This window comes from Rhizobium sp. CFBP 8762 (genome assembly GCF_014841565.1).
Lineage (GTDB): Bacteria > Pseudomonadota > Alphaproteobacteria > Rhizobiales > Rhizobiaceae > CFBP-8762.
In genome coordinates, this window is sequence record NZ_JACYUD010000001.1 from 855,798 (window position 1) to 881,010 (window position 25,213).

27 protein-coding genes are annotated in these 25,213 nt (G+C 57.5%); 13 read left to right on the forward strand and 14 right to left on the reverse strand.

Going from position 1 to position 25,213, the window contains the following annotated elements; genetic code table 11:
• Window positions 1-142 precede the first annotated feature (142 nt).
• Entirely contained in the window at window positions 143-1,048 is a 906-nt protein-coding gene (locus IFT84_RS04050) for an alpha/beta hydrolase family protein (protein WP_192117322.1), read from the forward strand.
• On the opposite strand, the gene mutS is transcribed toward IFT84_RS04050, so the two are convergent.
• The 6 genes from mutS to IFT84_RS04080 all read right to left on the reverse strand — a co-directional run bounded on the left by mutS (window position 1,045) and on the right by IFT84_RS04080 (window position 7,860).
• On the reverse strand, window positions 1,045-3,756 hold the full coding sequence (mutS, locus tag IFT84_RS04055) for a DNA mismatch repair protein MutS (protein WP_192117593.1): 2,712 nt from the start codon (window positions 3,754-3,756) through the stop codon (window positions 1,045-1,047). The two genes, IFT84_RS04050 and mutS, sit on opposite strands and share 4 nt — an antisense overlap.
• 181 nt (window positions 3,757-3,937) lie before the next feature.
• Entirely contained in the window at window positions 3,938-4,816 is an 879-nt protein-coding gene (locus IFT84_RS04060) for a GNAT family N-acetyltransferase (RefSeq protein WP_192117323.1), read from the reverse strand.
• Between the two features lie 107 nt (window positions 4,817-4,923).
• Complete coding sequence (locus tag IFT84_RS04065; protein ID WP_192117324.1) at window positions 4,924-5,259, reverse strand: hypothetical protein; 336 nt, start codon at window positions 5,257-5,259, stop codon at window positions 4,924-4,926.
• A 38-nt stretch (window positions 5,260-5,297) separates the two neighbouring features.
• A complete protein-coding gene (gene lspA / locus IFT84_RS04070) occupies window positions 5,298-5,822 on the reverse strand; it encodes a signal peptidase II (protein WP_192117325.1) in 525 nt (174 codons plus the stop codon).
• A 5-nt stretch (window positions 5,823-5,827) separates the two neighbouring features.
• Entirely contained in the window at window positions 5,828-6,679 is an 852-nt protein-coding gene (locus IFT84_RS04075) for a TrmH family RNA methyltransferase (RefSeq protein WP_192117326.1), read from the reverse strand.
• On the reverse strand, window positions 6,676-7,860 hold the full coding sequence (locus IFT84_RS04080) for a class I SAM-dependent methyltransferase (RefSeq protein ID WP_192117327.1): 1,185 nt from the start codon (window positions 7,858-7,860) through the stop codon (window positions 6,676-6,678). Before IFT84_RS04080 ends, IFT84_RS04075 begins: the two co-directional genes overlap by 4 nt.
• A gap of 108 nt (window positions 7,861-7,968) precedes the next feature.
• On the opposite strand from IFT84_RS04080, the gene IFT84_RS04085 reads away from it, so the two are divergent.
• On the forward strand, window positions 7,969-8,424 hold the full coding sequence (locus IFT84_RS04085; protein WP_192117594.1) for an SRPBCC domain-containing protein: 456 nt from the start codon (window positions 7,969-7,971) through the stop codon (window positions 8,422-8,424).
• Here the strand turns inward: IFT84_RS04085 and IFT84_RS04090 are convergent, their stop codons facing one another.
• The 3 genes from IFT84_RS04090 to sppA all read right to left on the reverse strand — a co-directional run bounded on the left by IFT84_RS04090 (window position 8,425) and on the right by sppA (window position 10,187).
• Window positions 8,425-8,772, reverse strand: coding sequence for a DUF1049 domain-containing protein (locus tag IFT84_RS04090; protein WP_192117328.1), 348 nt, complete (start codon window positions 8,770-8,772; stop codon window positions 8,425-8,427). It lies immediately after the preceding gene.
• 17 nt (window positions 8,773-8,789) lie between these two features.
• Window positions 8,790-9,092, reverse strand: a complete 303-nt coding sequence (locus tag IFT84_RS04095) for an integration host factor subunit beta (RefSeq protein WP_192117329.1) — start codon at window positions 9,090-9,092, stop codon at window positions 8,790-8,792.
• 129 nt (window positions 9,093-9,221) lie between these two features.
• Window positions 9,222-10,187, reverse strand: a complete 966-nt coding sequence (gene sppA / locus IFT84_RS04100; RefSeq protein WP_192117330.1) for a signal peptide peptidase SppA — start codon at window positions 10,185-10,187, stop codon at window positions 9,222-9,224.
• A 203-nt stretch (window positions 10,188-10,390) separates the two neighbouring features.
• On the opposite strand from sppA, the gene lptC reads away from it, so the two are divergent.
• From lptC to ptsN, 6 genes are all read left to right on the forward strand, one after another.
• A complete protein-coding gene (gene lptC, locus IFT84_RS04105; protein ID WP_192117331.1) occupies window positions 10,391-11,056 on the forward strand; it encodes an LPS export ABC transporter periplasmic protein LptC in 666 nt (221 codons plus the stop codon).
• Window positions 11,057-11,079: 23 nt separating this feature from the next.
• The gene (locus IFT84_RS04110) at window positions 11,080-11,652 is read left to right on the forward strand and encodes an LptA/OstA family protein (RefSeq protein WP_192117595.1); all 573 of its coding nucleotides are present in this window, start codon (window positions 11,080-11,082) and stop codon (window positions 11,650-11,652) included.
• A gap of 45 nt (window positions 11,653-11,697) precedes the next feature.
• The gene (gene lptB / locus IFT84_RS04115; protein ID WP_192117596.1) at window positions 11,698-12,498 is read left to right on the forward strand and encodes an LPS export ABC transporter ATP-binding protein; all 801 of its coding nucleotides are present in this window, start codon (window positions 11,698-11,700) and stop codon (window positions 12,496-12,498) included.
• 223 nt (window positions 12,499-12,721) lie between these two features.
• Window positions 12,722-14,266 carry an RNA polymerase factor sigma-54 gene (gene rpoN, locus IFT84_RS04120; protein WP_192117332.1) on the forward strand — a complete coding sequence of 515 codons (1,545 nt, stop codon included), beginning with the start codon at window positions 12,722-12,724 and terminating at the stop codon, window positions 14,264-14,266.
• 248 nt (window positions 14,267-14,514) lie between these two features.
• On the forward strand, window positions 14,515-15,090 hold the full coding sequence (gene hpf, locus IFT84_RS04125; protein ID WP_192117333.1) for a ribosome hibernation-promoting factor, HPF/YfiA family: 576 nt from the start codon (window positions 14,515-14,517) through the stop codon (window positions 15,088-15,090).
• Between the two features lie 82 nt (window positions 15,091-15,172).
• Window positions 15,173-15,634 carry a PTS IIA-like nitrogen regulatory protein PtsN gene (gene ptsN, locus IFT84_RS04130; RefSeq protein ID WP_192117334.1) on the forward strand — a complete coding sequence of 154 codons (462 nt, stop codon included), beginning with the start codon at window positions 15,173-15,175 and terminating at the stop codon, window positions 15,632-15,634.
• 173 nt (window positions 15,635-15,807) lie between these two features.
• Here ptsN and grpE read toward each other — a convergent pair whose 3' ends face one another.
• Complete coding sequence (gene grpE, locus IFT84_RS04135; RefSeq protein ID WP_192117335.1) at window positions 15,808-16,419, reverse strand: nucleotide exchange factor GrpE; 612 nt, start codon at window positions 16,417-16,419, stop codon at window positions 15,808-15,810.
• A 119-nt stretch (window positions 16,420-16,538) separates the two neighbouring features.
• The gene (gene hrcA / locus IFT84_RS04140; RefSeq protein ID WP_192117336.1) at window positions 16,539-17,621 is read right to left on the reverse strand and encodes a heat-inducible transcriptional repressor HrcA; all 1,083 of its coding nucleotides are present in this window, start codon (window positions 17,619-17,621) and stop codon (window positions 16,539-16,541) included.
• 183 nt (window positions 17,622-17,804) lie between these two features.
• Here hrcA and rph point away from each other — a divergent pair, with 183 nt between their 5' ends.
• The 5 genes from rph to IFT84_RS04165 all read left to right on the forward strand — a co-directional run bounded on the left by rph (window position 17,805) and on the right by IFT84_RS04165 (window position 22,029).
• On the forward strand, window positions 17,805-18,521 hold the full coding sequence (rph, locus tag IFT84_RS04145) for a ribonuclease PH (RefSeq protein ID WP_192117337.1): 717 nt from the start codon (window positions 17,805-17,807) through the stop codon (window positions 18,519-18,521).
• Window positions 18,521-19,165 (forward strand): RdgB/HAM1 family non-canonical purine NTP pyrophosphatase, encoded by a 645-nt coding sequence (gene rdgB / locus IFT84_RS04150; protein WP_192117338.1) that lies wholly within the window; start codon window positions 18,521-18,523, stop codon window positions 19,163-19,165. The genes rph and rdgB overlap by 1 nt, the downstream gene beginning before the upstream one ends.
• Before the next feature lie 8 nt (window positions 19,166-19,173).
• Window positions 19,174-20,352: a radical SAM family heme chaperone HemW gene (hemW, locus tag IFT84_RS04155; RefSeq protein WP_192117597.1), complete on the forward strand. Its 1,179-nt coding sequence runs from the start codon at window positions 19,174-19,176 to the stop codon at window positions 20,350-20,352.
• 98 nt (window positions 20,353-20,450) lie between these two features.
• Window positions 20,451-21,497, forward strand: a complete 1,047-nt coding sequence (locus IFT84_RS04160; protein ID WP_192117339.1) for a saccharopine dehydrogenase NADP-binding domain-containing protein — start codon at window positions 20,451-20,453, stop codon at window positions 21,495-21,497.
• Between the two features lies 1 nt (window position 21,498).
• The gene (locus IFT84_RS04165; RefSeq protein WP_192117340.1) at window positions 21,499-22,029 is read left to right on the forward strand and encodes a TetR family transcriptional regulator; all 531 of its coding nucleotides are present in this window, start codon (window positions 21,499-21,501) and stop codon (window positions 22,027-22,029) included.
• Here the strand turns inward: IFT84_RS04165 and IFT84_RS04170 are convergent.
• The 3 genes from IFT84_RS04170 to hutG all read right to left on the reverse strand — a co-directional run bounded on the left by IFT84_RS04170 (window position 22,010) and on the right by hutG (window position 25,213).
• A complete protein-coding gene (locus IFT84_RS04170; RefSeq protein ID WP_192117341.1) occupies window positions 22,010-22,573 on the reverse strand; it encodes a HutD/Ves family protein in 564 nt (187 codons plus the stop codon). The two genes, IFT84_RS04165 and IFT84_RS04170, sit on opposite strands and share 20 nt — an antisense overlap.
• A 160-nt stretch (window positions 22,574-22,733) precedes the next feature.
• Entirely contained in the window at window positions 22,734-24,407 is a 1,674-nt protein-coding gene (gene hutU / locus IFT84_RS04175; protein ID WP_192117342.1) for a urocanate hydratase, read from the reverse strand.
• Window positions 24,404-25,213, reverse strand: coding sequence for an N-formylglutamate deformylase (gene hutG, locus IFT84_RS04180; RefSeq protein ID WP_192117343.1), 810 nt, complete (start codon window positions 25,211-25,213; stop codon window positions 24,404-24,406). Before hutG ends, hutU begins: the two co-directional genes overlap by 4 nt.

The following is a 25,213-nucleotide window of genomic DNA, read 5'->3' on the forward strand; positions in this document are numbered from 1 at the left end:
CATCCTGACATTCATAAAACTGCTCTTCCTAAAACTAGCCGGCCTTCTCCTAACCCTTGCCATGTCCAACCCGGCCACCGCCTACGAGGCGGGCACGCGGTGAATAACGATCAAACCTGCGCACCGTTCAGCGCCGGAAAATGTGCTGATAACCTATCCCGCGCTGGCCGATGGAGAGGTCTATCAGCTAGGCGCCAACGCTGTGTGGCAAGGCGTTCCCGCACGCCGAAACGCGACACCCGCGACAGGAAAACTGCCTTTGGTGCTTCTGTCGCACGGTGCTGGTGGAAATGCGGCGGGGCTCGGTTGGATATCGAGGTTTCTTGCGCAGAACGGCTTCATCGTTGCCGCGCCCAACCATGCCGGTTGCACGTCTACGGATTTGGTCATTGCCTCCTGCATCAAAATCTGGGAGCGTCCCGCCGATCTCTCCGCTACTCTCGACACCCTGCTGGCTGATCCCCAATGGTCTGAGATGATAGACAGGCAGCGCATTGCAGCCATGGGCTTTTCCCTTGGCGGAAACAGTGTTTTGCTCATGGCAACCGCACGTATGTCACTCGACGACTATCAGGCCTATTGCGTGACCATGACAGATCCTGATTCAGATTGCGAATGGCTCAAGCGGGGTGGCGTAGACCTAAAAACCGTCAACCGCGAACAGTATGAGAAAGACAGCCGCGACCCACGTATATCTGCCTTCGTCGCCATCGATCCCGGTTTTGCACCCGCTTACAAAAGCGATAGTCTGAAAACCATTTCAGCGCCGGGGCTGTTTCTCAATCTTGGCGTCGGCAAAGACGTTCCTCCAACCCTTCGCGCCAATGCCCTTGCCGACGCGATACCCAACGCAGAATTTGCTGAGATTGCCAACGCTGTTCACTTCACCTTCCTCGGTCTCTGCAACCCCAACGGTGCCGCGTTGCTGAAAGCAGACAATGAAGATCCGGTCTGCGACGACGGTGGCCAAATCCCCCGCGCTGTTCTCCACCGGCAGATCAGGCACCGCATCGGCCTATTTCTGACCAAGACGCTTTTAGAGCGCTAACTCAACTGCTTCTTCAACGCATACAGCGCATCCATGGCTTCGCGCGGCGTCATATCGTCCGGGTTCAGTTGGCGAAGAGCGTCTTCCACCTTGGAAGGGGCCGTTTCTCGGGCGCGCTCCTCGCGGCGCACGGCGACCTGAAACAGGGGCAGGTCGTCGATCAGCTGGCTGGCGGGGTTCTTGCGGTCGGCATCTTCAAGCTTGGCCAGCACATCGCGCGCACGGGCAACAACGGAGGCCGGAAGGCCAGCCAGTCGTGCCACCTGAATGCCGTAGGAGCGGTCCGCTGCACCCGGTCCCACCTCGTGCAGAAAGATCACGTCGCCATCCCACTCCTTCACGCGCATGGTGGCGTTGGACAAGCGGCCAAGCTTTTCCGACAGCACCGTCAACTCATGGAAATGTGTGGCGAACAGGCCCCGGCAGCGGTTGGCCTCATGCAGATGCTCGACCGCCGCCCAGGCGATGGACAGACCGTCGAACGTGGCGGTGCCACGCCCGATCTCATCCAGAATGACCAATGACCGTTCCGTTGCCTGATTGAGAATGGCAGCGGTTTCCACCATTTCCACCATGAATGTGGAGCGGCCACGGGCCAGATCGTCCGATGCGCCAACGCGGGAAAACAGCCGGTCCACGATGCCGATATGGGCGCTCGTTGCAGGCACGAATGCACCCATCTGCGCCATCAGCGCAATCAGCGCGTTCTGGCGCAGAAAGGTTGATTTACCACCCATATTGGGTCCGGTCAGCAGCCAGATCGCGCCGTCCTTCGCACCATTGGTGGGTGAGAGATCGCAGTTGTTGGCTACAAAGGGGTTTGCGCCCTGACGACGCAGGGCTTGCTCCACCACCGGATGACGCCCGCCGACAATGGCAAACTGGCGGCTGTCGTCCACCACCGGGCGGCAATAACCCTGCTCTTCAGCAAGCGTTGCGAGACTGGCTGCGACATCCACAGTGGCAAGCGCCCGGGCTGCCGCCTTGATCGCTTCTGCATGGCTGACGACAGCAGACGTCAGATGGTCGAATGCTTCCAGTTCCAGCGTCAGTGCACGACCGGCGGCATTGGCGATCTTGGTTTCCAGATCCGCCAGCTCCGTTGTGGTGAACCGCATGGCATTTGCCATGGTCTGGCGGTGGATGAAGCGGCCCCGCGCTTCATCCGTCTCGGTCATCGGACCGGCATTGCCCGCGGTCACTTCAATGAAATAGCCAAGCATGTTGTTGTGCTTGATTTTGAGCGATTTGATGCCGGTTTCTTCACAATACTGAAGTTGCAGCCCGGCGATCACGCGGCGCGACTGGTCGCGCAACGCGCGCACCTCGTCCAGCTCCGCCACCGCACCCTCCCGCAGAAAACCGCCTTCGCGTTTCAACAGCGGCAATTCCTCGGCCAGCATGGTGGAAAGCTGCAAACCCAGCGTATCCGGCAGCGCCTGAATATCGACGAGAGCCTCGTGCAGTTCCGGCGACAACTCCGCAGCCTTTAACAGTTCATTGACCTGAAAGGCCGCCTCCAGCCCTTTCAGAATAGAACCGAGATCACGCGGGCCCCCACGGCCCAGCGCCAAGCGCGACAAGGCGCGCGGCATGTCCGGCACCATCTTTAAGGAGTCACGCAGATCGCTGCAAAAGGAAGGCTGCGCGACCAGCGTGGCAACTGAGTCCAGCCGCTGATTGATGGCGCTCGAGTCCGTGAGAGGGGAGGTCAGCCGTTCGCCCAAAAGCCGCGCACCACCACCCGTCACGGTACGGTCCAGCGCTTTCAGCAAAGACCCGTTTCTGTCGCCCGAGAGCGTGCGCACCAGTTCCAGATTGGCGCGGGTGGCGGGATCGATAAACACCGTCGAGGCCGAGCTTTCCCGCTCCGGCAAACCAAGCGCCGGGCGCTCTGCAATCTGCGTTTTTTCGACGTAGGAAACGGCAGCGGCGGCAGCGGCAATTTCAGCGCGGGAAAAACTGCCGAAGCCATCCAGAGTTGAAACGCCGTAATAGCGGCCAATGCGATTTTCAGCCGTGGCGCTATCAAACAGCACGGCTGGCTGGGGCACGGCGACTTTTCCGAGCACATCAAACACAGGGCGCAGTTCGGCATCGTGAAACAGCGTATCAGCCAGAATCAGCTCACGCGGCTCAATGCGCAGAATATCCGCCAGCAGCCGCTGCTCGTTGGTTTCCGCCAGCCGGAAGACGCCGGTGGAAATGTCGATCCAGGCCAGGCCGATGGTTGGTTCCGCCCCGCCGCGAATGCGTGCCATCGCCATCAGGTAATTGGATTGCGATGGCGACAAAAGCCGCTCTTCCGTCAGCGTACCGGCTGTCACCAGCCGCACGACCCCCCGTTGAACGACCGATTTGGAGCCGCGCTTGCGCGCTTCCGCCGGGTCTTCCATCTGCTCGCACACGGCAACCCGGTAACCAAGGGCTATCAGCTTTTCCAGATAATCATCCGAAGCATGAATGGGAACGCCGCACATGGCGATGTCTTCGCCCATATGCTGCCCGCGCTTGGTCAGCGTTATTCCCAGCGCGCGCGATGCCTCTACCGCATCGTCGAAGAATAACTCATAGAAATCTCCCATGCGATAAAACAGCAGGTAATCGGGATTGTTCGCCTTGATCTCGATGTATTGCTCCATCATCGGCGTCGCGGAGGCGCGGCTTTCCGGCGAGGACAAACGGGCAGTGGCATCTGGGGCTGGCATAGGGGTGGTCACGGGCGGCGCTGTTCCTTGAAGCATAATCCAGACGATCTCGGACCATACTGTCATTCAAAAGGCGGGAAAGACGAGGTCCTTCTCCAAAACAGCAGTTTAGGATGTGTGCGGTCACGCACACAACAGCAAAGCGGGCAAAAGCCCGCCCCGCCCACAGCTACATGATACTTTAACTGTTGAAGCGACCGGCATCGGCGCCGTAATAGTTCAGATAACGCTCGGAAATATTGCTGATCGGTAAAACGATCAACACATCGGTCGTTCCGAATGCGTGGTCCACCACAGCACCATTTCCAACCATGGCACCCAGCCGCATATAGCCCTTGATCAGCGGCGGCAGCGCGGCCAGCGCCTTTTTCGGATTGATTGCCTCGATCGGCATCATATCCATGGTTCTGAACAGTTCCGGACGCGCCGATACGTCCCACTCGTCTGCCACGCGCACGCTGTGGTGCAGGAAGGAGAGTGCCAGAGCATGTTCCGCCGGAATGGCGCCGTGGAACGAGCCGCAGCCAAACATGGCATCGATGTTGTGCTTCAAGGCATAGGCCCAGTTTCCCTGCCATAGCAGTTCCACCGTGCGCTTGGTCCGGTATTTGGGCAGAACGCAGGAACGGCCCAGCTCCATAAACCGCTTGTCCGGGTGGCGCGCCACCAGTGCATCCACATCGAACTCGCTTGCCGAATAGAAGCCGCCGGACATGCGGGCCACATCCTGACGCAGCAGCCTGTAGGTGCCGACAACCTGCTCTTCCGCATCCCCTTCGATGCTGGTATCCAGCACCAGAAGATGGTCGCAAACCGCGTCCCAAGCGTCGATATCACGCTTGCGCCGGTTGGCTTCCGAAGGGATTTGCGCATTCATTTCCTCGACAAAGACTTTGTAGCGCAGGGCTTGCGCTGCATCGACCTCTGAATGGCTGCGGGCGATGCGCGTTTCCAGTGTGCCTATGCGACCCAGCACATCGGACGCCGCTGCGGCACGCGCGGGTGTGCGCAGTACGGTCGGCTCCACATGAAGGGGCGCATTCAGAAGGTCGATAGTCATAGCGATTCATCCCCGTTCGCTTGCTTCTGTCGCGAGAGGTAACAAAGATCTGCGACGGCAACATGACATCAGAACCGGGATGGCGCCAGCACAATGGCGCTCTTTCCTTATTGTCTGTCGGGTCGCGACACCGCAGCCCGTCTTTGCGCAACCCTTGTGAAAAGCCACCGGGACAACGCCAAAACAACCATCACCGCTCCGGCAGACGCAAGCGCGATTTCTACAGCCAAGCTAGCGCCCATGGCACCGGCAGCTACGATCAATGCCATGCCTATCATGGCAGCGGGAAATGCACTGTCCTGCTGTTCGTCCGCTTCATCAAAACGCTCATCAGGAACAGCGCTGTGCTCTGCAAAATTTGATTCGACCAGAATCAGAAGATCATCCGAATTCCCTTGCGTTGTCGGGACTGCGTGTGTCCATGTCTGCGTTGTCTCAACCATGCCTGCACCTTCAAACAAGGACAGCGCATAACCAGTCGCTATCCATCCGAGTTTTTTATATTCCTACTTTCTTTCATAAGAATAAACTCGTCAAGGATTACGCTGGCGGCACCGACACTAATAAAGACATCAGCCATATTAAAGACCGCGAATGACCATGTTTCCGTGTAGAAAAGAATATAGTCGATGACATAACCAAACAGCAGGCGGTCGATGAGATTGCCAAGCGCACCCGCGATGATCATGGCAAAGCCGAAATGGGCGAAAAATCTGGTTTTCGGCGTTTTTCGCCACAACCACAGCACAAAGGCCACAACGATCAGACGCATGGTGACAATAAACCAGCCCTCCATGCCCGAGAGCATGGAAAATGCCACACCGTAATTGTGGGTGCGGAACAGCGCCAGCATCGGCACAACAGGAACCCCCTGCTCAAAGGGTAGATCACGCTCGACAAAAAATTTGATGAGTTGGTCGACCAGCAACGCCGCCACGATGAAAATGGCGATCGGCAGTGGTCTGGAAAAAATCGTATCGCGCTTGATTGTGGTATCGCTTGCCATAAGGATCAGCCCAGATCGAGAAGGTGGCGGCGCGCTTCAAACAGCATCACGCCGGTGGCAATCGCCAGATTAAGCGAGTCGGCGCGGCCTTGTTGCGGAATACGCGCCAGCGCATCGGCCTCAGTGGCCAGATCCTCCGGCAGACCGGATTGCTCATTGCCCATCATCAGCACCACGGGCTTTCTGCGGTAATCAATGGTGCGATAGTCCACCGAGCCCGCCAGATGCGTGGCAACCACCTGCACATCAGCGCCTTTTTTCCATCGCAAAAACTCCTCGACGCTGGCACGGGCAACGGGCATGGCAAACACCGAGCCCATGGTGGCCCGGATGGTTTCCAGTGAAAACGGATCGGTGCTGTCGCCAATAAGAATGACACCGGAGGCCCCCGCTGCGTCGGCGGTGCGAATGATCGTGCCGAGATTGCCGGGGTCACGCACCCGGTCCAACGCCACATAGGTCTCAGTGGCTTTCGGCTGAATATCGGCAAGCCTTGTGAATTGCTGCTCGAAAATGCCGACCACCATCTGTGGATTATCACGACGGGTGATGGACGACAGCACCTTCTCGCTGACCTCCACCACCAGTCCGCCGGTCGCAAAGGTGCGCAACGCGACCTGCTCCACGGCGGGCTTGCCTTTGGCCGCCTTGGCGTACACCAGCGTGCGAATGGTCCAGCCGAGTTCCAGCGCATCGATGACCAGCTTCAATCCTTCGGCCATGAAGGTGTTGGTCTCATCACGGGTCTTCTTTTGCGAGAGCGCCTTGATGTCCTTGATGATGGGATTGGCAAGGCTGGTGACCTCCTTGACCAGGCCGACACGATGGGGGCCACTCAGATTTTTTTCGTCGCTCATTGTGGCATCCATCGGCTGAACAGGGACGTTGAAAGGGCACGGCCATGCTCACGACCGTCAAGCCCGGCTTCGCGGATGATGAGTTCGCCGGATTCCACCACGCCGCCGCGCCCGCGCATGGTATCGCGCATCAGTTCGTGCATGGAGTAGAAGCTCGCGCGGATGGAATAGGCCGTCAGCACCAGCCCTTTTGCCTCCGGTGACAGGATTTCACGGCAGATATCCAGCATCGCAGCGATGTGATCGAACAACTGCCACACTTCGCCATTCGGTCCCCGGCCAAATCGCGGTGGGTCCGTCAAAATAATATCGTAGTGGTTGCCGCGACGCTCTTCCCGCTGGATGAACTTCATCGCATCTTCGCAGATCCAGCGGATGGGGAGGCTTTCGCCCCGGGCAAAAATCTGGTTCTCCCGCGCCCAGCCAATGGCCTTTTTGGACGCATCGACATGCGTCACCTCCGCGCCTGCTCGCGCGGCAATCAGCGACGCGACGCCGGTGTAGCCAAACAGGTTCAGCACCTTCAACGGTCTTTCAGAAGCTTCAATCTGCTCGCGCATCCAGCGCCAATGGGCCAATTGCTCGGGAAACACGCCGACATGACGGAACGCTGTGAAACGTCCGAGGAAATCGGCGTCCAGCAAGCGCATCGGCCATGTTTCACCCAGCGCTTCGCCAACCGGTTTTCCGGGAAAGCGCCAACGGCCCATGCCATCTTCTTCCGTATCGCCGGTGAAAATCGCATCTGCTTTGTCCCAGATATCAACGCCCAGCGTCCTTGGCCACAAAGCCTGCGCTTCCGGGCGCACGATACGGTAAAGGCCGTATTGCTCCAGTTTCAGACCATCGCCGCTGTCAATCAGATGGTATCCGTTGGCAATCGAGGTTTCCAGAATAACGGGAACCCGCTCGGCTGGCTTTTGACCATCGCGCGGTGTCAGCACCCGCTGCGGCATTGCCGCAACTTCGGCCCGCACCGACAGGCGCTCTTCCTCGCGTCGCGGTGTCGGCGCGGGTGTTGCAATCTTCGCCGGAGATACGGGACGTTCGGGCTTTGCCTTCGTGTGCGCCGGACGTTTCTGTGGGCTGGCAGGCTGGTTGCGCACGCCGTTGCGCGCGCTATTATGCGCTGGGCCTGCTGATGCCGATTTGCCTTTTGGCCGGCGGTCTTTATCTCTCACGTCGGTATATCCGTCTTTTCCGTTTGAACGGGCTGCATATCACCGCTACCGCTATCTGGCAAAGCGGTTTCGAGCCGAGATGAAGCAAGCGTGAGGTGTGTGTGAATGATTGACTTGAAGGGCGAAGAGCGCATTGCCGCACCGCGTGACAGTGTCTGGGCTGCGCTGAACGATCCGGCTGTCTTGCAGCACTGCATTCCCGGTTGCGAATCTCTGGAATGGACATCACCAAGTGATCTCGCAGCTCTGGTAAAGCTGCGCGTCGGCCCGCTTCCCATTCGCTTTCGTGGCGAAATTCACCTTACCAATGTGAACCCGCCTGTCAGCTACACCATTTCCGGAAACGGCACGGGCGGGCTTGCCGGGGTTGCCGGCGGGAGTGCGGATGTGACGCTGACGGAAGACGGGAATGAAACCATTCTGCACTACGATATCACCGCTACGCTCGGCGGGCGACTGGCGCAGTTGGGCGCCAAGCTGATGGGGTCCACGGCGCACCGGATTGCCGCCAAGTTTTTTGCAGATTTCAGTGCGGCGGCAGCGGCGAAAACCGCGTCTGGCTGATTACTGAGAGGAAACCGGCACCAGACCACGCGACGCGGTCTCGTGCCTTGCTTTGTGCTTTGCCGCTTCCTCATGCCATTTCACCGCTTCGTGTGCTTCCTTGCGGGCGCGGTTGCGGTACTTGCCCTGCCCGACCCAGGTCGCCAGCGCGCCGATGACCATGCCCAGAATCAGGCTGAGAAACAGAAACAGAAAAAACGGTCCCGATGCGGAAAGAACGGTATCCTCGGGATTGAAGGGGTTCAGCGCCAGCGTTACCGATTTGCGATTGGCCACTGCCAACATGATCAGCACGATACCAATGGGCAGGAGAACCACGAGGTTGATCAGTTTCTTGAACGTTTGCATGGTGGCGTTCCCTCTTCTCAATCTTCTTCGTCGTCGCCGCTGCCGGGATTCAGGCGTTCGCGCAGTTCCTTGCCGGTCTTAAAAAACGGAACCCACTTTTCTTCAACGAAAACCGAGTCGCCTGTACGAGGGTTTCTGCCGGATCGTGAAGGGCGATTTTTGACCGAAAATGCGCCGAAGCCTCTCAGCTCCACCCGATTTCCTGCCGCGAGCGCATCGGTAATTTCGTCCAGCACAGCATTCACGATGTTTTCCACATCACGGTGATAAAGATGCGGATTGCGAGCCGCAACGATCTGCACCAATTCTGACTTTATCACTGTTGCTTTCCCTCACATGGCGCGCATTGCCGGTTGGTCATACACCCTGAAACGAAACTATCCTCCTCAGCCGAAAAAACCAGCCCACGCCTGATAATAGTGAACTATTTTAAAGGCGTAGGCGGAATTCTAGCGGGCACCAACCTGCCAAACGGAAACCAGACCGTCAAGAAACAACTTGTCAGCACCCATGTTTTCGAGTTGCCCACCGGGTGTGACTCCGGCAAGACCCAGCATTTTCAAAAGCCACGGCATGGCCGAGGACATTCCGAAGAACGAGTAGGTTTCCGGCTTTTTCCATTCCACCAGCGGCAGCGCCCTGTCGATCTTCCTGGTTTCAAGATAGGTGCGAATGTCATCCATATCGCCCAGCGTATCCACCAGCTTGGCGCTAACAGCCTGACGCCCGGTGTAGATACGCCCGTCCGATACCTTCAACACATCGTCACGCGAAAGCTTGCGTCGCTCGGCCACCAGATCAACAAACCATCCGTAGCTGTCATTGATCATGTCGCGAATGACCGCTTTGGATTCCTCCGTTGCCGGGTGAAACGGCGACGGCTCGGCTTTGAGCGGCGATGATTTGATCTCTTCCAAAGACACGCCGATCTTGTCCAGCAGCGGCTTGACCTGCGGATACTGGAAAATGACGCCGATCGACCCGGTAATCGATGTCTCTCCCGCAACAATCGTATCGCCACCCAGCGCAATCATGTAGCCAGCGGATGCGGCCAGAGTGCGCACGTCCGAAACCACAGGCTTGACCGCCGCCACCTTGCGCAGGGCCTTGTAAATGACCTCGCCGCCATAGGTGGTCCCACCGGGCGAGGAAATGCTGACCACCAGAGCCTTGGCCGAATCGGATTTGGCAATTTCATCCAGACGCTCCACCAGTTCACGGTCATCCTGAATCAGCCCGCTGATTTCCACACGGGCAACATGCGGAAGAGCCGCCGATGGTTTTGATCCGCCCAATGCTCGCGTAAAAACAAACACTGCGCCAGCGGCCAGCACCAGCGCCAGAATGGTCGCGATACGCCAGAACCCGAGCTTGCGGCGCAACTGCCGACGATCGGCCAATGCAGACTGATCCATAAATATCCCCTGTTTCGCCATAGTCAGCGCGCAATCACACCCAAAATGTGTGACAAGCTTTCAAAATCTTTATATCTTACCGCTCACTAAAGAAAACCGCTTATAATCTTTTTTGATTTCCATTGTGAAACCAGGCAAAAGCCGCCATATGACACTTACAAACATCTTTGTATGTAACGACGGAATGACCTTGAGGCGTATGCATGCTTAAGACCGCCACAAACAGCCTGCGATCCGGGCCAAATGCGGATTTGATGCCCGACGCCTATGAACGTGCGACCGGACACTCCTTCCGCGTGCGCCGCCTGAAAATTCTGTTGCCACTCATAGCGATCCTGATCGGCGCGGCCTTCATTGCCGTGTCGTTCATCCGGACTTATCTGCCGGAAGAGCTGGAGATCGAGAATACCACGATCGAAAATGGCAAGATCGTCATGAGCAATCCGGCGATTTCCGGGCGCAACGACCAAGGTATCAGTTACTCCATGAAGGCCAATCGTGCCCTTCAGGATGTGGCCTCCCCGGACATGATAACGCTGGAACAGATCATTGCCAAAATGCCGGTCAAGGACGATGTAACGGCACTTGTGACCGCGCAAAGTGGCATTTACAACCGCGCCAAGAACCAGTTGCAACTGGACAAGCCGTTTACGCTGGATTTAAGCAACGGGCTGAAGGCCACGTTTCAGTCTGCCTATCTGGATGTACCTGCGGGTGAAATGTCCTCGAAAACCCCCGTCAAGATTACGACTGGCGATGCATCCATTGTTGCACAGTCGCTGAGAATGACGGATAAGGGACGTAACATTGTCTTCGAAGGCGCGGTCAGGGTTAACGTCTCTCCCGCCGCCATCCGCAAAACCGAGTGAGAACCATGCAGCTCATGCAGTCGATGCCAGTCCTTGGCGGCAAATTTCTGAAGTCCGCCGCAACGCTCGCTTTGCTTGGCTGCCTGACAGCGGCCAACGGCACGCCTGCCTCCGCACAGGCAACCACCAGCCGAATGCAGGGCGTACAGCTCTCCAATGATCAGCCCATCCAGATCGAAAGCGACAAGCTGGAAATCAAGGATCAGGAGCGCAAGGCGATCTTCACCGGCAATGTCAAGGTGGTGCAGGGAACAACGACCTTGCAGGCCGGCAATATGATTGTGCTGTATACGGCAAAAGACGGCGCAGCCGTTGGCGGCAGTACGGATATCGAAAAGATCGATGTAAGCGAGAAAGTCTACCTCCGCTCGGAAGAGCAGGAGGCGACCGCCGATACCGGAACCTTCAACATGCAGAAACAGACCCTTGTGCTCAAAGGCGAAAAGGTCGTGTTAACGCAGGGCAAAAACGTGTTTGTCGGCTGCCAGTTGGACGTGCAGATGCTGACCGGTGAAGCGCAACTGCAAAGCTGCGGTCGGCGCGTGATGATCCAGCTCGACCCCAAGTCTCGCCCTGCACCCGCCAAACAGAATTAACGGTACCACACAGTGCAAAGCCCACCCTTGACGAACAAAGCGCAGGTGACTGCGCCACAGTCGGCAGCATCAGGTCAATCAGCCACGGCACCTGCAAACGCGCCGGTTGATAAAGCCCGCTATGAAGGTACGTTGATTGCACGTGAGCTGTCCAAGGCTTACCGCGGTCGCCGCGTGGTGGATGGCGTTTCACTGGTGGTGCGCCGGGGTGAAGCGGTCGGTCTGCTGGGGCCGAACGGTGCGGGTAAAACCACCTGCTTCTACATGATTACCGGGCTGGTGCCGGTCGACAAAGGCTCCATCGAAATCAACGGCAACGATGTGACATCCATGCCGATGTATCGGCGCGCACGGCTCGGCGTCGGCTATCTTCCGCAGGAAGCCTCGATCTTTCGCGGCTTGAGCGTCGAAGACAACATCCGGGCCGTTCTGGAGCTGCACGATAAAAACCGCGACCGGCGCGAAAGCAAGCTGGACGAATTGCTGGCAGAGTTCTCGATTTCGCATCTGCGCACCGCCGCTGCCATATCGCTGTCAGGCGGTGAGCGTCGCCGACTTGAGATCGCCCGCGCGCTGGCGACCGATCCGACATTCATGCTGCTGGATGAACCCTTTGCCGGTGTGGACCCGATTTCGGTATCGGATATTCAGGCACTGGTGCGCCATCTGACATCGCGCGGCATCGGCGTCCTCATTACGGACCACAACGTCCGCGAGACGCTGGGATTGATCGACCGTGCGTATATCATTCACGCTGGCTCGGTGCTGGCGCACGGTCGTCCCAACGAAATCGTGAACAACGAAGATGTTCGTCGCCTCTATCTTGGCGATAATTTCAGTTTTTGATAAAAACGAGGAATTCTCGTCATCACGCGGTCAAATAGCCGCACAGTTTGACGAAAGTTGTAAAAAAGCCTTTCATATTGAATAGGCTCTTGACCAAAACCCAATACTAAGCAATTTTCGGGCCAATCGGCATATCACTCAATTTAATCTTGGGTGAAGCCGGTCGTGCCGGGCATCGGGGGGCCGTACCGGCTGGCTCTAACCCAGGGGTTTTGCGTTCGCCATGGCACTGTCCGCCAGTCTTCATCTGCGTCAAAGCCAATCGCTGGTCATGACCCCCCAGCTGATGCAATCCATCCAGCTGTTGCAGATGACGTCCTTTGAGCTGAACCAGTTCATCGAACTGGAGGTGGAGAAGAATCCCCTTCTGGAGCTCACATCTGTCCATGACGATCCCTGGGATTTAGAGCCCTCGCTCGATCAACGGGGAGCGGACGCAGATGAACCATCCGGTCTGCGAGACACCTTCGAAGCATCCACATCCGGCATGTTGAGCGATGCGAGCACCGCACTGGACGGCGACTACGAGAACGTTTTCCCGGATGATGATAAACCTGTGGCGGCCGGTTCGCCGGATCTGTTGGAGCAGTGGAAATCGCTGCCGGACAGCCACCGGGGTGCTGGTGCTGGCGATGACTATGACATCAACGATTTTGTCGCCGCACCGGTCTCCTTGCGCGCCTTCGTCGACAGCCAGATCCCGTTCATTCTCAAGGGCGATATCGAGCGGATCATCGGTCAGCGTTTGCTCGATCTGCTCGATGACACCGGATATATCGCGCTTGATCTCCCCGCTTTCGCGGCGCAGATAGGCGTGCCTACCAAAGACGTGGCGAACGTTCTAACCAAGCTGCAGCAGTTGGACCCATCCGGCATCTTTGCCCGCTCGCTGAGCGAATGTCTGGCTATCCAATTGAAAGCCAGAAACCGGTTGGATCCGGCCATGGAAAAACTGGTCAACCATCTCGACCTTCTGGCACGGCGGGACTTTGCGTCGCTGAAAAAAATCTGCGGCGTGGATGAGGAAGACCTTCTGGACATGCTGCGCGAAATCCAGCAACTGGACCCAAAGCCCGGCAGCGCCTTTCAGCCCTCCCCGAGCGAAGCCATTACGCCCGATGTGGTGGTGCGCGCCGCCCCGGACGGCAGCTGGCTGGTGGAGCTGAACCCGGATGCCCTACCTCGTGTGCTGGTCAATCAAGCGTACTTTGCCCGCATTTCGCGCCATACACCGCGCAACAGCGAGGATTATTCGTTTTTGAACGACTGCCTGCAAACGGCCAACTGGCTGACCCGCAGTCTCGATCAGCGCGCGCGTACCATCATGAAAGTAGCCAGTGAAATCGTGCGCCAGCAGGATGCGTTTTTGACAAAGGGCGTTGCTCACCTGCGTCCTCTTAACCTCAAGACCATCGCCGATGCCATCAAAATGCATGAGTCGACGGTCAGCCGGGTGACCTCCAACAAATACATCATGACCCCGCGCGGGCTGTTTGAACTGAAATATTTTTTCACCGTTTCGATTGGGTCGGCCGGAGGTGGAGAAAGCCATTCTGCCGAATCGGTTCGCCACCGGATCCGCAGTCTGATCGCGCAGGAACGAGCGGAGGCAGTGCTATCGGACGACGACATTGTCGATCACTTGAAATCCGAGGGAATCGATCTGGCGCGTCGCACAGTGGCCAAATATCGCGAGGCCATGAATATCGCCTCTTCCGTCCAGAGACGCCGCGAGAAACGTGCGATGGCAAAAGCAAGCGTGGCTTAAGCTTAAAACAGTACGCTTTATATGCGAAAAATCTTAAATTTAAGCGTTTGGTAACCCTAATTGACTTGAAGACGTGCCTGCGGTAAATGCCGCCCCCAATCGGCAAGGGAAATTAATACCGGTTCAATTCATCACCCATTTGCGAGCCAGTGGACAGACGCAATCGACTTTTGCGTGTGATGCGCTTGGATAGCAGGAACGGTTGGCATAGACTGGAAACGCAAATCACAACGAGAGAGGAAAACTCCATGAGTGTGCGTGTATCCGGTAAACATATGGACATCGGCGATTCCTTCCGTCTGCGCATTGAAGAGCAGATTGAAGCCGCTGTGACGAAGTATTACGACGGAGGCTATTCCAGTCAGGTCGTTGTGGAGAAAGCGGGGTCGCGCTTCAGCGCGGATTGCAAGCTTCACATCGATACGGGTGTGGTTTTACAGGCGACAGGAGAAGCCAACGAGCCGCAGGCAGCTTTTGACGCTGCGGCCGAGCGTATTGAAAAGCGTCTGCGCCGATACAAGCGGAAACTCAAGGATCACTACAACGGCATAGGCCAGGGCCCATCGGCTGAAGTTGCCTACACCGTTATGGACAGCGTACCGGACGAAGAGGATGAAGTTCCGGAAGACTTTGCACCGACCATCGTTGCGGAAACCACAAAGCAGCTCCAGACCATGTCCGTTGCAAGCGCCGTTATGGCGCTGGATATGACCGACGAGCCTGTGTTGATGTTCCGCAGTGTTGGCTCTGAGAAACTCAATATCGTCTACCGACGAAACGACGGCAATATTGGCTGGATCGACGCAGCCAATATCAAAGGCTGACAGGACACATGGGTCAAGGGGCGTGCCGGGCAACCGGCGCGCACCCTCCCCGCGTTTCCGTCCGGCGAACGAGGATAAGAGAATGGCATTGGCAGGCTTGCTGCAGCAGAATGCAATACTTCCGGCGATGAAAGCCAACTCCAAGAAGCAGTTGCTTCAGGAACTGGCGGCAAAAGCCTCCAAGCTCACCGGACTTCCCGAGCGTGAAATCTTCGACGTGATCCTGCAGCGCGAGCGTCTGGGCTCGACCGGCGTCGGCAATGGCATTGCCATTCCCCACGGCAAGCTGACCAATCTGACATCCATTATCGGCATCTTTGCACGGCTGGAAACGCCTGTGGATTTCGAGGCGCTGGACGACCAGCCGGTCGATCTGGTCTTCATGCTGCTGGCCCCCGAAGGGGCAGGTGCAGACCATTTGAAAGCACTCTCACGCATTGCCCGCGTCCTGCGTGATCAGGATATGGTGGCAAAGCTGCGCGCAACCAACTCCGAAACAGCATTGTTTGCGTTCCTCAACGAGGATCATGCCAACGCGGCTTAGAGCATAATCCGACCGGAGCGGAGCGAGGATCGAAAAGGTTATGCTTCCCAAATACAGACTTAGAGCGCCGATTTGATTCAATCAAATCGAACAGCGCTCTAACGGCCGAGAGCTGGCGAATCAACAAAAAAGGCGCGTCTTCCGACACGCCTTTTTGATTCACACAGCAGAAATCAAACAGCAGGGGCAGCGGTTTCGCTGGCCGCGGCCTTGGGGCCACCCTTGGACACGCCAACCATGGCAGGACGTAGCACGCGCTCACCGATCGTGAAGCCAGCTTGGACCACCTGCACAACCGTGCCATTGGCAATGTCCGTATTCGGCACTTCAAACATTGCCTGATGGAAGTTCGGATCGAACTTTTCACCTTCCGGCTCCAGTTTGCGCACGCCGTGGCGCTCCAATGTGGAGAGCATGGAGCGCTCCGTCAGTTCCACACCTTCGATCAGGGCCGCAAAACCGGTATCGCCGTTCTCGCGTGCCTCTGCCGGAATGGCATCCAGCGCGCGACGCAGGTTGTCAGCAACGGCCAGCATATCGCGCGCAAAACCGGCAACAGCGTAGGACTTGGCATCTTTGACTTCCCGCTCGGTGCGGCGGCGCAGATTGTCCATGTCGGCAGCCAGACGGATGAAACGATCCCGAAGGTCTGCGTTTTCAGCCCGAAGCTCTTCCGTCGGGTCTGGCTGAATGTCAGCCTCCTCCGGTGTAACGGTCTCCTCCGTGTTCAAAATGTCTTCCGCAACAGCTGCGTCAGGTCCGTTGTTTTTCGTTTCGTCGGTCATGACGGTCTCCGCAATTAGCAATCCGATTGAAACGCCTATGTCGAGGTTTAGCGCTTGAAAATCAAGGGCTGAGAGGGCCCTATCAGGCGATGTGAGAGCAAAATGCGGGCTCTATCCTCTTAAGATCGCGACAGGCGCGACATAAGTTGCGCTGTATAATCCACCATGGGCACGATTCGGGAGTAGTTGAGTCGCGTCGGTCCGATCACACCAACCGCACCGACGATCTTGTCATCGCCATCCTTGTAGGGCGCAACGATCAAGGACGAACCGGACAGCGAAAACAGCTTGTTTTCCGAGCCGATGAATATGCGCACGCCGGAACCGGTTTCCGCCAGTTCGAGAATCTCGATCAGGCTGTCTTTCTTTTCCAGATCGTCGAACAGCATCCGCAACCGGTCGAGGTCTTCACCACCCGCCATGCCTTCCAGAAGATTGGCGCGTCCGCGCACGATCAGCCGCGTCGGCTTGTCATCGTCCGTTGCACCGGACCAGATCGCCAGACCGCGCTCCACAAGGTCCTGCGAAAGGGTATCCAGTTCCCGGCGTACATTCTCTTTCAGCGTTTCCAGTTGCCCGCGCACTTCGGCCAGTGTCTGGCCCGCCAAATGCGCATTCAAGAAATTGGCCGCTTCCGTCAGTTGCGAACTCGTCACGCCGGCTGGAAGCTCGATGATCCGGTTTTCCACCTGATCATGATCACCCACGAGCACGGCCAGCGCCTTGGTGGGGGCCACGCGAATGAACTCGACATGTTTGAGGATCGGATCGTTCTTTGCCGTGATCACCAGCCCCGCGCCGCGCGACATGCCAGATAGCATCTGGCTGGCATCGGCCATCAGGGTTTCCAGCGGCTCTGCCCGTTCCGAGCGGCGCACATGCCGGTCGATGGAGGCTCGGTCTTCCTGCGACAAGTCGCCCACCTGCATGAAAGCATCCACAAAGAACCGCAGGCCAAGCTGTGTGGGCAAACGCCCGGCACTGATATGCGGCGAGTAGATCAGGCCCAACCCTTCGAGATCGCTCATGACATTGCGCACCGAAGCGGGTGATAGCGACATGGGCAACAGCCGCGACAGGCTGCGCGAGCCCAGCGGTTCGCCGCTTTCCAGATAGCTTTCCACGATACGCCGGAAAATCTCACCAGAGCGCTCATCGAGAGCAGCAGCCGTTTCCGCAATAACGGAATGTCCGAGCACCATGTTTACGCTGATCCCTGCATTGCTTCTATCCCCTTAAATATAGTGCTTTGCGTGCTTCTGCAAAAGGGGAAAACGTCCACCTCCGCTGCAGCGCAGAATTATCCATAAAGCGATTTTGATTTGAGCGGGAATGCAGTAGAAGGGCTTCAATTTCATGAAGAGACGACAGTGGGGAGCATTCCTATGCGGCCATCCGGCAGACAGACAGACCAAATGCGCAAGGTTTCATTCGAGCGCAATTTTTCCAAGCATGCGGAAGGCTCCTGTCTGGTCCGTTTTGGTGATACGCATGTGCTGTGCACTGCGAGCCTTGAAGAGCGCGTACCGGGCTGGCTGCGCAACGGTGGAAAAGGCTGGGTTACAGCCGAATACGGCATGCTGCCGCGCGCGACCGGCGAGCGTATGAAGCGCGAGGCCGCCAGCGGCAAACAGAGCGGTCGCACGCAGGAAATTCAGCGGCTGATTGGTCGCTCGCTGCGCGCCATTGTTGACCTGCCTGCCCTCGGCGAACGTCAGATTTCCATCGATTGTGATGTGCTGCAGGCAGACGGTGGCACCCGCACCGCCGCCATTACCGGCGCATGGGTTGCCCTGCACGATTGCCTGAAGTGGATGGAAAACCGCAATATGGTCAAGGTGGAGAAGGTTTTGAAAGACCATGTCGCTGCGATCTCCTGCGGCATTTTCGCCAACCAGCCGGTAATCGATCTGGATTACCTTGAGGATTCGTCTGCCGAAACCGATGCCAATTTCGTCATGACCGGTGCCGGCGGCATTGTCGAAATTCAGGGCACTGCCGAAGGCGCGCCTTTTTCGGAAGCGGAATTTGCCACGCTTCTCGGCCTTGCCAAGACGGGCATTGCCGACCTTGTGGCGATGCAGAAACAGGCGATTGCGTGATGCGGACGCTGGACACAAAAACGATTGTCGTTGCCAGTCACAATGCCGGCAAGATTCGCGAAATCCGGGATTTGATCGGACCTTTGGGCTTTACCGCCCAATCGGCTGCCGATCTCGACTTTATCGAGCCGGATGAAACCGGCACGACCTTCGAAGAGAATGCGACGATCAAGGCGCTTGCCTCGGCGCAGGCCTCCGGGTTGCCAGCACTTTCGGATGATTCCGGCATTTGCATCGACGCGCTGGATGGCGCACCGGGCGTTTACACGGCCAATTGGGCAGAAACCTTCGATGGCAGCCGGGATTTCGACATGGCCATGGCGAAGGTGGAAAAAGCACTGGCGGACAAGGGCGCAACCGAACCCGTGCAACGCACGGCCCGCTTCGTCAGCGTGCTCTGCCTTGCCTTCCCCGATGGACATACGGAGCTGTTTCGCGGCGAAGTGGAAGGGCATATCGTCTGGCCACCGCGCGGCACACAGGGGTTTGGTTATGATCCAATTTTCCAGCCACTGGGGTATGACGCAACATTTGGCGAAATGAGCGCCGAGGAAAAGCACGGCTGGAAGCCGGGGGATGCGCAAGCCCTGTCTCACCGCGCCCGCGCCTTCAAGCTGTTTGCCGAAACCTGTCTTGGGGCCTGATGACGTTCATGGCTTCGGTCTCACCCATTCTCTTGCCCGATAATGGCGACCCCGGTTTCGGGGTGTATGTGCATTGGCCGTTTTGCGCGGCCAAGTGTCCGTATTGTGACTTCAACAGCCATGTTCGCCGCGAACCTGTGGACCAGAACCGCTATGTCGCTGCGTTTCTGAAAGAGATGGAAACTGCACGGCGGCTGTCCGGCCCGCGCACCGTGACGAGCGTGTTTTTAGGCGGCGGCACGCCTTCGCTGATGGACCCGGAAACCGTGGCTGCCGTGCTGGATGGCATTGCGCGCAACTGGCATATGCCCGATGGCATCGAAATTACCATGGAGGCCAACCCCTCCAGCGTGGAAGCCACCCGTTTTCGCGGCTACCGTGCAGCCGGTGTCAACCGTGTGTCGCTCGGCGTACAGGCGCTGAACGACCGCGACCTGAAATTTCTCGGTCGCCTGCACAATGTCGAAGACGCATTGAAAGCGATCCGTCTGGCGCGTGAAATTTTTCCGCGCATGTCGTTCGACCTGATTTATGCACGCCCGAACCAGACGGTGGCCGAATGGGATCTGGAACTGCAACAGGCGATCTCCTACGCGGTCGATCACCTGTCGCTCTATCAGTTGACCATTGAGGAAGGCACGACCTTTTACAATCTGCACAAGATGGGCAAGCTGATTGTACCGGATGGCGAGGCGTCCGCCGATCTCTACGAAGCGACGCAGGAGATTACCGCGCGCGAAGGCATGCCCGCCTACGAGGTTTCCAACCATGCGCGCCCCGGCGCGGAAAGCCGTCATAATCTCACTTATTGGCGCTACGGCGATTACGCTGGCATTGGTCCCGGCGCGCATGGACGTCTCAGCAATGGGCGCGCCAAGCTGGCAACGGAGACTGAACGCAAGCCGGAAGAATGGCTTCGCCTTGTGGAAACACGCGGCCATGGCATGACCGTTCAGGACACGCTCAACATCGGCGAACAGGCCGACGAGCTGCTGCTCATGGGCCTTCGTTTGAAAGAAGGCGTGGACCTTGCGCGCTGGCAGATGCTTTCAGGACGAGACCCGGACCCGGACAAGGAAGATTTCCTCATCAGCCTCGGCTTTATCGAGCGCCTTGGAAACTCCCGTCTTCGCTGCACGCCGCAGGGGATGTTGATTTTAGATGCCGTTGTGGCCGATCTGGCCTGATAAGCAAGGCTTAAAACTCTATTCCGCGTTAAGGCTGTTGCGCTTTACAGGATAGTCTTATATATGTTGGTTGGTTACCAACTTATGAGGCTTACTTAGTGACGAGCGTTGCAAAACGAATTTTGATTGTCGGAGGCTACGGCCATGTCGGTAACCGGTTGGCCAGGCGGCTGATTGAATTCCAAACAGGCACCGTTACTATTGCGGGACGCAGCCTCGATAAGGCACAGCGTCTTGCCGCACATCTTCACTGCAAAGCTACCCTCTTGGACTTGGAAAACAGCCAAAACTGGGATGATGTGTTGAACGACGCCGACATCGTCATTGTCTGCATGGACCAGAAAGACGCGTCATTTGCGGCCCAAGTGCTGAAAAGCGGTAAAACCTATGTAGATATCACCGCAAGCGATGCCTTGTTTCAACAGATAGAGGCATTGCAGCACACAGCGCGTGCGCATGAAGGCCGGGCAATCCTGTCTGTCGGTCTAGCTCCCGGCCTGACCAATCTGCTGGTCAAGGCTTGCACTGACAGACTGGATCAGGCAAACCGAGTTCGGATCGGCATTATGCTGGGGCTTGGCGATGACCATGGACGTGCGGCCATTGACTGGACGTTCCAGAATCTGCTGTCGTCTCCCCCTTTGCCCCATTCCATCAACATGTTCGCCTTCGGACATCCTCCAACGGCCTTTCCGATGATACCGTTTGATTTTGCCGATCAGCATGTCATCCGGCGCAGGCAGAATATACCGGATACAGCGACCTATCTCAGCCTTGTGCCAGCCATGATGGCGCGCGCGATCTTTGCGCTGATCCCCGTTTTGCAGAGGTCACGGCCGTTCAGCCGATGGGTGCGCAAACTCATGCCATATTTGCGCTTTGGTTCGGACCGCACCGCACTATCCGTCGAGGTTGAAGGCGTGCGGCAAGGCCAGCCGACAACCGTGCGGGCGACGATGGAGGGTCGGAAAGAGGCGGAGATAACTGCGCTTGTCGCAGCCTTTGTCGTTAATGCCGCTTCAAACAGGCCGATACCATCAGGTGTTCACCACCTTGATGAAATCATGTCTCTTGAGGAGGTGCTGCCGTTTTTATCTGAGAACGCGATAAATATACATATTCAAGAGGTCACCGTGAGAGCCTGACATGACAGCACCACAGCCAAACAAGCGCCAGCTGATACTCGATACCGCCCTCGACATAATCGAGAGTAATGGAATCAAGGCATTGACGCAGCCGAGGCTTTCGAAGCTTTCCGGCATCCGCCAATCCCATCTTACATATTATTTTCCTCGCAAGGCGGACCTGTATATCGCCCTGCTCGAAGCGTCGCATCAGCGCGCTCAACAGGGTGCTAGCACCACCGGCATGACAGTTGCAGAATCTTTGGCGTCGCTCTTTTTTGATCCTGAGCGGATGCGCTTTCTCCTGTCGATCATTCTGGAGGTGGGCGATGACCCGGAGCTTCAAGCCATCCTCAAAGCTCATGCCCAGAACCTCTGCGCATCCATTGCAATGCGCGTTGGAAGAGCGCCTGACGACGCGGATGTGAGCGCGTTTATTGACGAGTTGCGCGGCCTTGGGCTGAGAGCCCTTATGCAACCTCACCTGCGCACTGAACATACGCGGTTGATTGCCGATGCAGCCACCAGAAACGCTATTGTTTTATCCGAATAAGAAACACACCGGTCTGCTCAGCTACCCTCAAAGTTGCGGCATCGTTCAGAACAATGCTGTCGCGTGCTGACAACGCGTATTGCTTGCCGTGATAAACAGCCGTTGCGGGGCCGAGCGGCAGAACGATGCAAGTCTCCTGCCGGGGCGTGATCTGCAAATCAGCATCAATATCGTGGCGCTCCACCGTATGGGAAAAGCGTCCCCTGCGGGTCATAACATTGAGGTCCAGTATCGGCCCAGCCGTCAACCGGGCCTCCACCGGCATGTCAGCGGCAAAGGCGAGAGGGGCACTGTCTCGGGTCAGCATCGCCTTGTGCTTGCCGTCAATGTCCAGCGCCATGCCTTCGCCGTCCAGAATGCTCAAGGTGCGGTCGATGCCCGGAAAAATGGAAAACAGCCCATCCTCGGACACTGTTGCCATGCTGATGCGCCAGTCAAACGCTGATATATCCGCCCCGGCAGGAAAAACGGCGATTTCGGTGGTTTCACCGGCGCCGTTTTTCCACGGCATACGGCGGTAATCCTGCGCGCGCAAAATCTGCATGGTCAACTTTCTGGTTCGGGGGCGGACACGTCGAACGAACGAATGCCCGCCCGCTGGGTTTAGAGCGCTTGTCGTTCTGATCATATCAGAACGGCGCTCTAAGTCTTTAATTCGAAGCATAATCTTATCGATCCTCGCTTCGCTCCGGTCGGATTATGCTCTAGTTCCCGAGAATACCCGGCAAACGAAGGCCCTTTTCCTTTGCGCAGTCGAGAGCGATGTCGTAGCCGGCATCCGCGTGGCGCATCACGCCGGTTGCCGGGTCGTTCCACAACACACGCTCAATGCGGCGGTCGGCATCCTCGGTCCCATCGCAGCAAACCACCATGCCGGAATGCTGGCTGAAGCCCATGCCAACCCCGCCGCCATGGTGCAGAGATACCCAGGTGGCACCCGAAGCGGTGTTGAGCAGCGCGTTCAACAGCGGCCAGTCGGACACGGCATCCGAGCCGTCCTTCATCGCTTCCGTCTCGCGGTTGGGTGAGGCGACGGAGCCGGAGTCCAGATGGTCGCGTCCAATCACCAGCGGTGCTTTTAGTTCGCCATTGCGAACCATTTCGTTGAAGGCAAGGCCAAGACGATGGCGGTCACCCAGCCCCACCCAGCAAATGCGCGCTGGCAGACCCTGAAACGCAATACGCTCGCGCGCCATATCCAGCCAGTTGTGCAGATGGGTGTTGCCGGGCGTCAGTTCCTTCACCTTCGCATCGGTCTTGTAGATATCTTCCGGATCACCCGACAGCGCCGCCCAGCGGAACGGGCCAATGCCACGGCAAAACAGCGGGCGGATGTAGGCCGGGACGAAGCCGGGGAATGCGAAGGCATTCTCCAGACCTTCTTCCAGCGCAACCTGACGAATGTTGTTGCCGTAGTCGAGCGTGGGTACGCCAGCGTTCCAGAAGGCAATCATGGCTTCCACATGGTCGCGCATGGAGGCGCGCGAAGCGACCTCTACGGCCTTTGGGTCCGTCTCACGCTTTGCCTTCCACTCCGCCATGGTCCAGCCCTTGGGCAGGTAGCCGTTGATCGGGTCATGGGCCGAGGTCTGATCGGTCACGATATCCGGGCGGATGCCGCGCTTGACCATTTCGGGCAGGATTTCGGCAGCGTTACCGAGCAGTGCGACGGACTTGGCCTCGCCCGCCTTGGTCCAGCCGTCAATCATCGCCAGCGCTTCGTCCAGCGTTTCAGCCTTTGCATCGACATAGCGGGTACGCAGGCGGAAATCGATACTGTCCGGGTTGCACTCGATGGCCAGGCAGCACGCGCCCGCCATGACGGCGGCCAGAGGCTGCGCTCCGCCCATGCCGCCAAGGCCGCCGGTCAGAATCCATTTGCCCTTCAGATTGCCATCATAGTGCTGGCGACCGGCTTCCATAAAGGTCTCATAGGTACCCTGCACGATGCCTTGTGTGCCGATGTAAATCCATGAACCGGCGGTCATCTGCCCATACATGGCAAGACCTCGTCTATCCAGCTCATTAAAATGGTCCCATGTGGCCCAGTGCGGAACCAGATTGGAGTTGGCGATCAGCACGCGCGGCGCATCCTTGTGGGTGCGGAACACGCCCACGGGCTTGCCGGACTGCACCATCAAGGTTTCATCCTCGTTCAGATCCTTGAGTGTCGCAACGATCCGGTCGAAATCGTCCCAGGTGCGGGCAGCGCGGCCGATACCGCCGTAGACCACCAGTTCATTGGGGTTTTCGGCGACGTCCGGGTCCAGATTGTTCATCAACATGCGCAGCGGTGCTTCCGTCAGCCAGGATTTGGCGGAAAGCTCCGTGCCGCGGCTTGCGCGAATTTCTCTGATATTGTGACGCGGATTGCTCATTTGTGTGTGTCCTTCAGTGAAAGTGCTATTGCTTCAATACGGGTCAGAATGGTTTTTAAATGCGCACGCAAAGGCTCGGCCTTGCCTGGATCGTACGCAAAGGGCGGTGCCTCGGTGGCCAAATGGGTGCATTGGGCAAGCTCCATCTGAATGGCGTGAACGCCCGCTTGAGGCTTGCCGTAGTAACGCGTGGTCCAGCCACCTTTGAAGCGTCCATTCAGGACAAAGGTGTAGCCGTCAGCATGTGACGCCACATCAACAACGGCCTGTTCAATGGCAGGGTCGCAAGTCCAGCCATTGTCTGTGCCGATATTGAAGTCTGGAAGTTTTCCGTCAAACAGAAAGGGAATATGCGCGCGGATTGAGTGGCAATCATAAAGGATCGCCACGCCATGCAGCGCCTTCACCCGGTCGATCTCCCCTTGCAACGCAGTATGATACGGCGTGTGAAAACGGGCGAGGCGATCCGTCACATCCTCCTCGGTGGGCTCAAAACCGTCACGCCAGATCGGCAACCCATCAAAATCGGTGGTGGGAATGAGGCCTGTCGTGTTTTGTCCGGGATAGAGGCTTGTTCCCTCGGGATCACGGTTCGCATCGATGCAGTAGCGGTGGAACGTGGCACAAACCGTGGTGGCACCGTCCAGCAGACCATCATAGAGGTGATGGATGTGCCAGTCCGTATCGGCCAGAATTTGGCCCGTGTCGTTCAAACGGGCTGCAATGTCGTCAGGTACGTCCGTCCCCGTATGGGGAAAGGCCAGAATGATCGGAGACGATCCTTGATGGACCTCGTAAACAGCCAT

Bases quoted from the DNA above. Each gene is read 5' to 3' on its own strand.
- hpf (WP_192117333.1), top strand. From the start codon at position 14,515: ATGAGTGTGCGTGTATCCGGTAAACATATGGACATCGGCGATTCCTTC.
- rph (WP_192117337.1), top strand. From the start codon at position 17,805: ATGCGGCCATCCGGCAGACAGACAGACCAAATGCGCAAGGTTTCATTC.
- IFT84_RS04165 (WP_192117340.1), top strand. From the start codon at position 21,499: ATGACAGCACCACAGCCAAACAAGCGCCAGCTGATACTCGATACCGCC.
- grpE (WP_192117335.1), bottom strand. From the start codon at position 16,419: ATGACCGACGAAACGAAAAACAACGGACCTGACGCAGCTGTTGCGGAA.
- IFT84_RS04065 (WP_192117324.1), bottom strand. From the start codon at position 5,259: ATGGTTGAGACAACGCAGACATGGACACACGCAGTCCCGACAACGCAA.
- hemW (WP_192117597.1), top strand. From the start codon at position 19,174: ATGGCTTCGGTCTCACCCATTCTCTTGCCCGATAATGGCGACCCCGGT.
- lspA (WP_192117325.1), bottom strand. From the start codon at position 5,822: ATGGCAAGCGATACCACAATCAAGCGCGATACGATTTTTTCCAGACCA.
- hutG (WP_192117343.1), bottom strand. From the start codon at position 25,213: ATGGCTGTTTACGAGGTCCATCAAGGATCGTCTCCGATCATTCTGGCC.
- lptC (WP_192117331.1), top strand. From the start codon at position 10,391: ATGCTTAAGACCGCCACAAACAGCCTGCGATCCGGGCCAAATGCGGAT.
- ptsN (WP_192117334.1), top strand. From the start codon at position 15,173: ATGGCATTGGCAGGCTTGCTGCAGCAGAATGCAATACTTCCGGCGATG.
- IFT84_RS04170 (WP_192117341.1), bottom strand. From the start codon at position 22,573: ATGCAGATTTTGCGCGCGCAGGATTACCGCCGTATGCCGTGGAAAAAC.
- IFT84_RS04075 (WP_192117326.1), bottom strand. From the start codon at position 6,679: ATGAGCGACGAAAAAAATCTGAGTGGCCCCCATCGTGTCGGCCTGGTC.
- IFT84_RS04110 (WP_192117595.1), top strand. From the start codon at position 11,080: ATGCCAGTCCTTGGCGGCAAATTTCTGAAGTCCGCCGCAACGCTCGCT.
- hrcA (WP_192117336.1), bottom strand. From the start codon at position 17,621: ATGGTGCTCGGACATTCCGTTATTGCGGAAACGGCTGCTGCTCTCGAT.
- hutU (WP_192117342.1), bottom strand. From the start codon at position 24,407: ATGAGCAATCCGCGTCACAATATCAGAGAAATTCGCGCAAGCCGCGGC.
- rdgB (WP_192117338.1), top strand. From the start codon at position 18,521: ATGCGGACGCTGGACACAAAAACGATTGTCGTTGCCAGTCACAATGCC.
- mutS (WP_192117593.1), bottom strand. From the start codon at position 3,756: ATGCCAGCCCCAGATGCCACTGCCCGTTTGTCCTCGCCGGAAAGCCGC.
- rpoN (WP_192117332.1), top strand. From the start codon at position 12,722: ATGGCACTGTCCGCCAGTCTTCATCTGCGTCAAAGCCAATCGCTGGTC.
- IFT84_RS04060 (WP_192117323.1), bottom strand. From the start codon at position 4,816: ATGACTATCGACCTTCTGAATGCGCCCCTTCATGTGGAGCCGACCGTA.
- sppA (WP_192117330.1), bottom strand. From the start codon at position 10,187: ATGGATCAGTCTGCATTGGCCGATCGTCGGCAGTTGCGCCGCAAGCTC.
- IFT84_RS04090 (WP_192117328.1), bottom strand. From the start codon at position 8,772: ATGCAAACGTTCAAGAAACTGATCAACCTCGTGGTTCTCCTGCCCATT.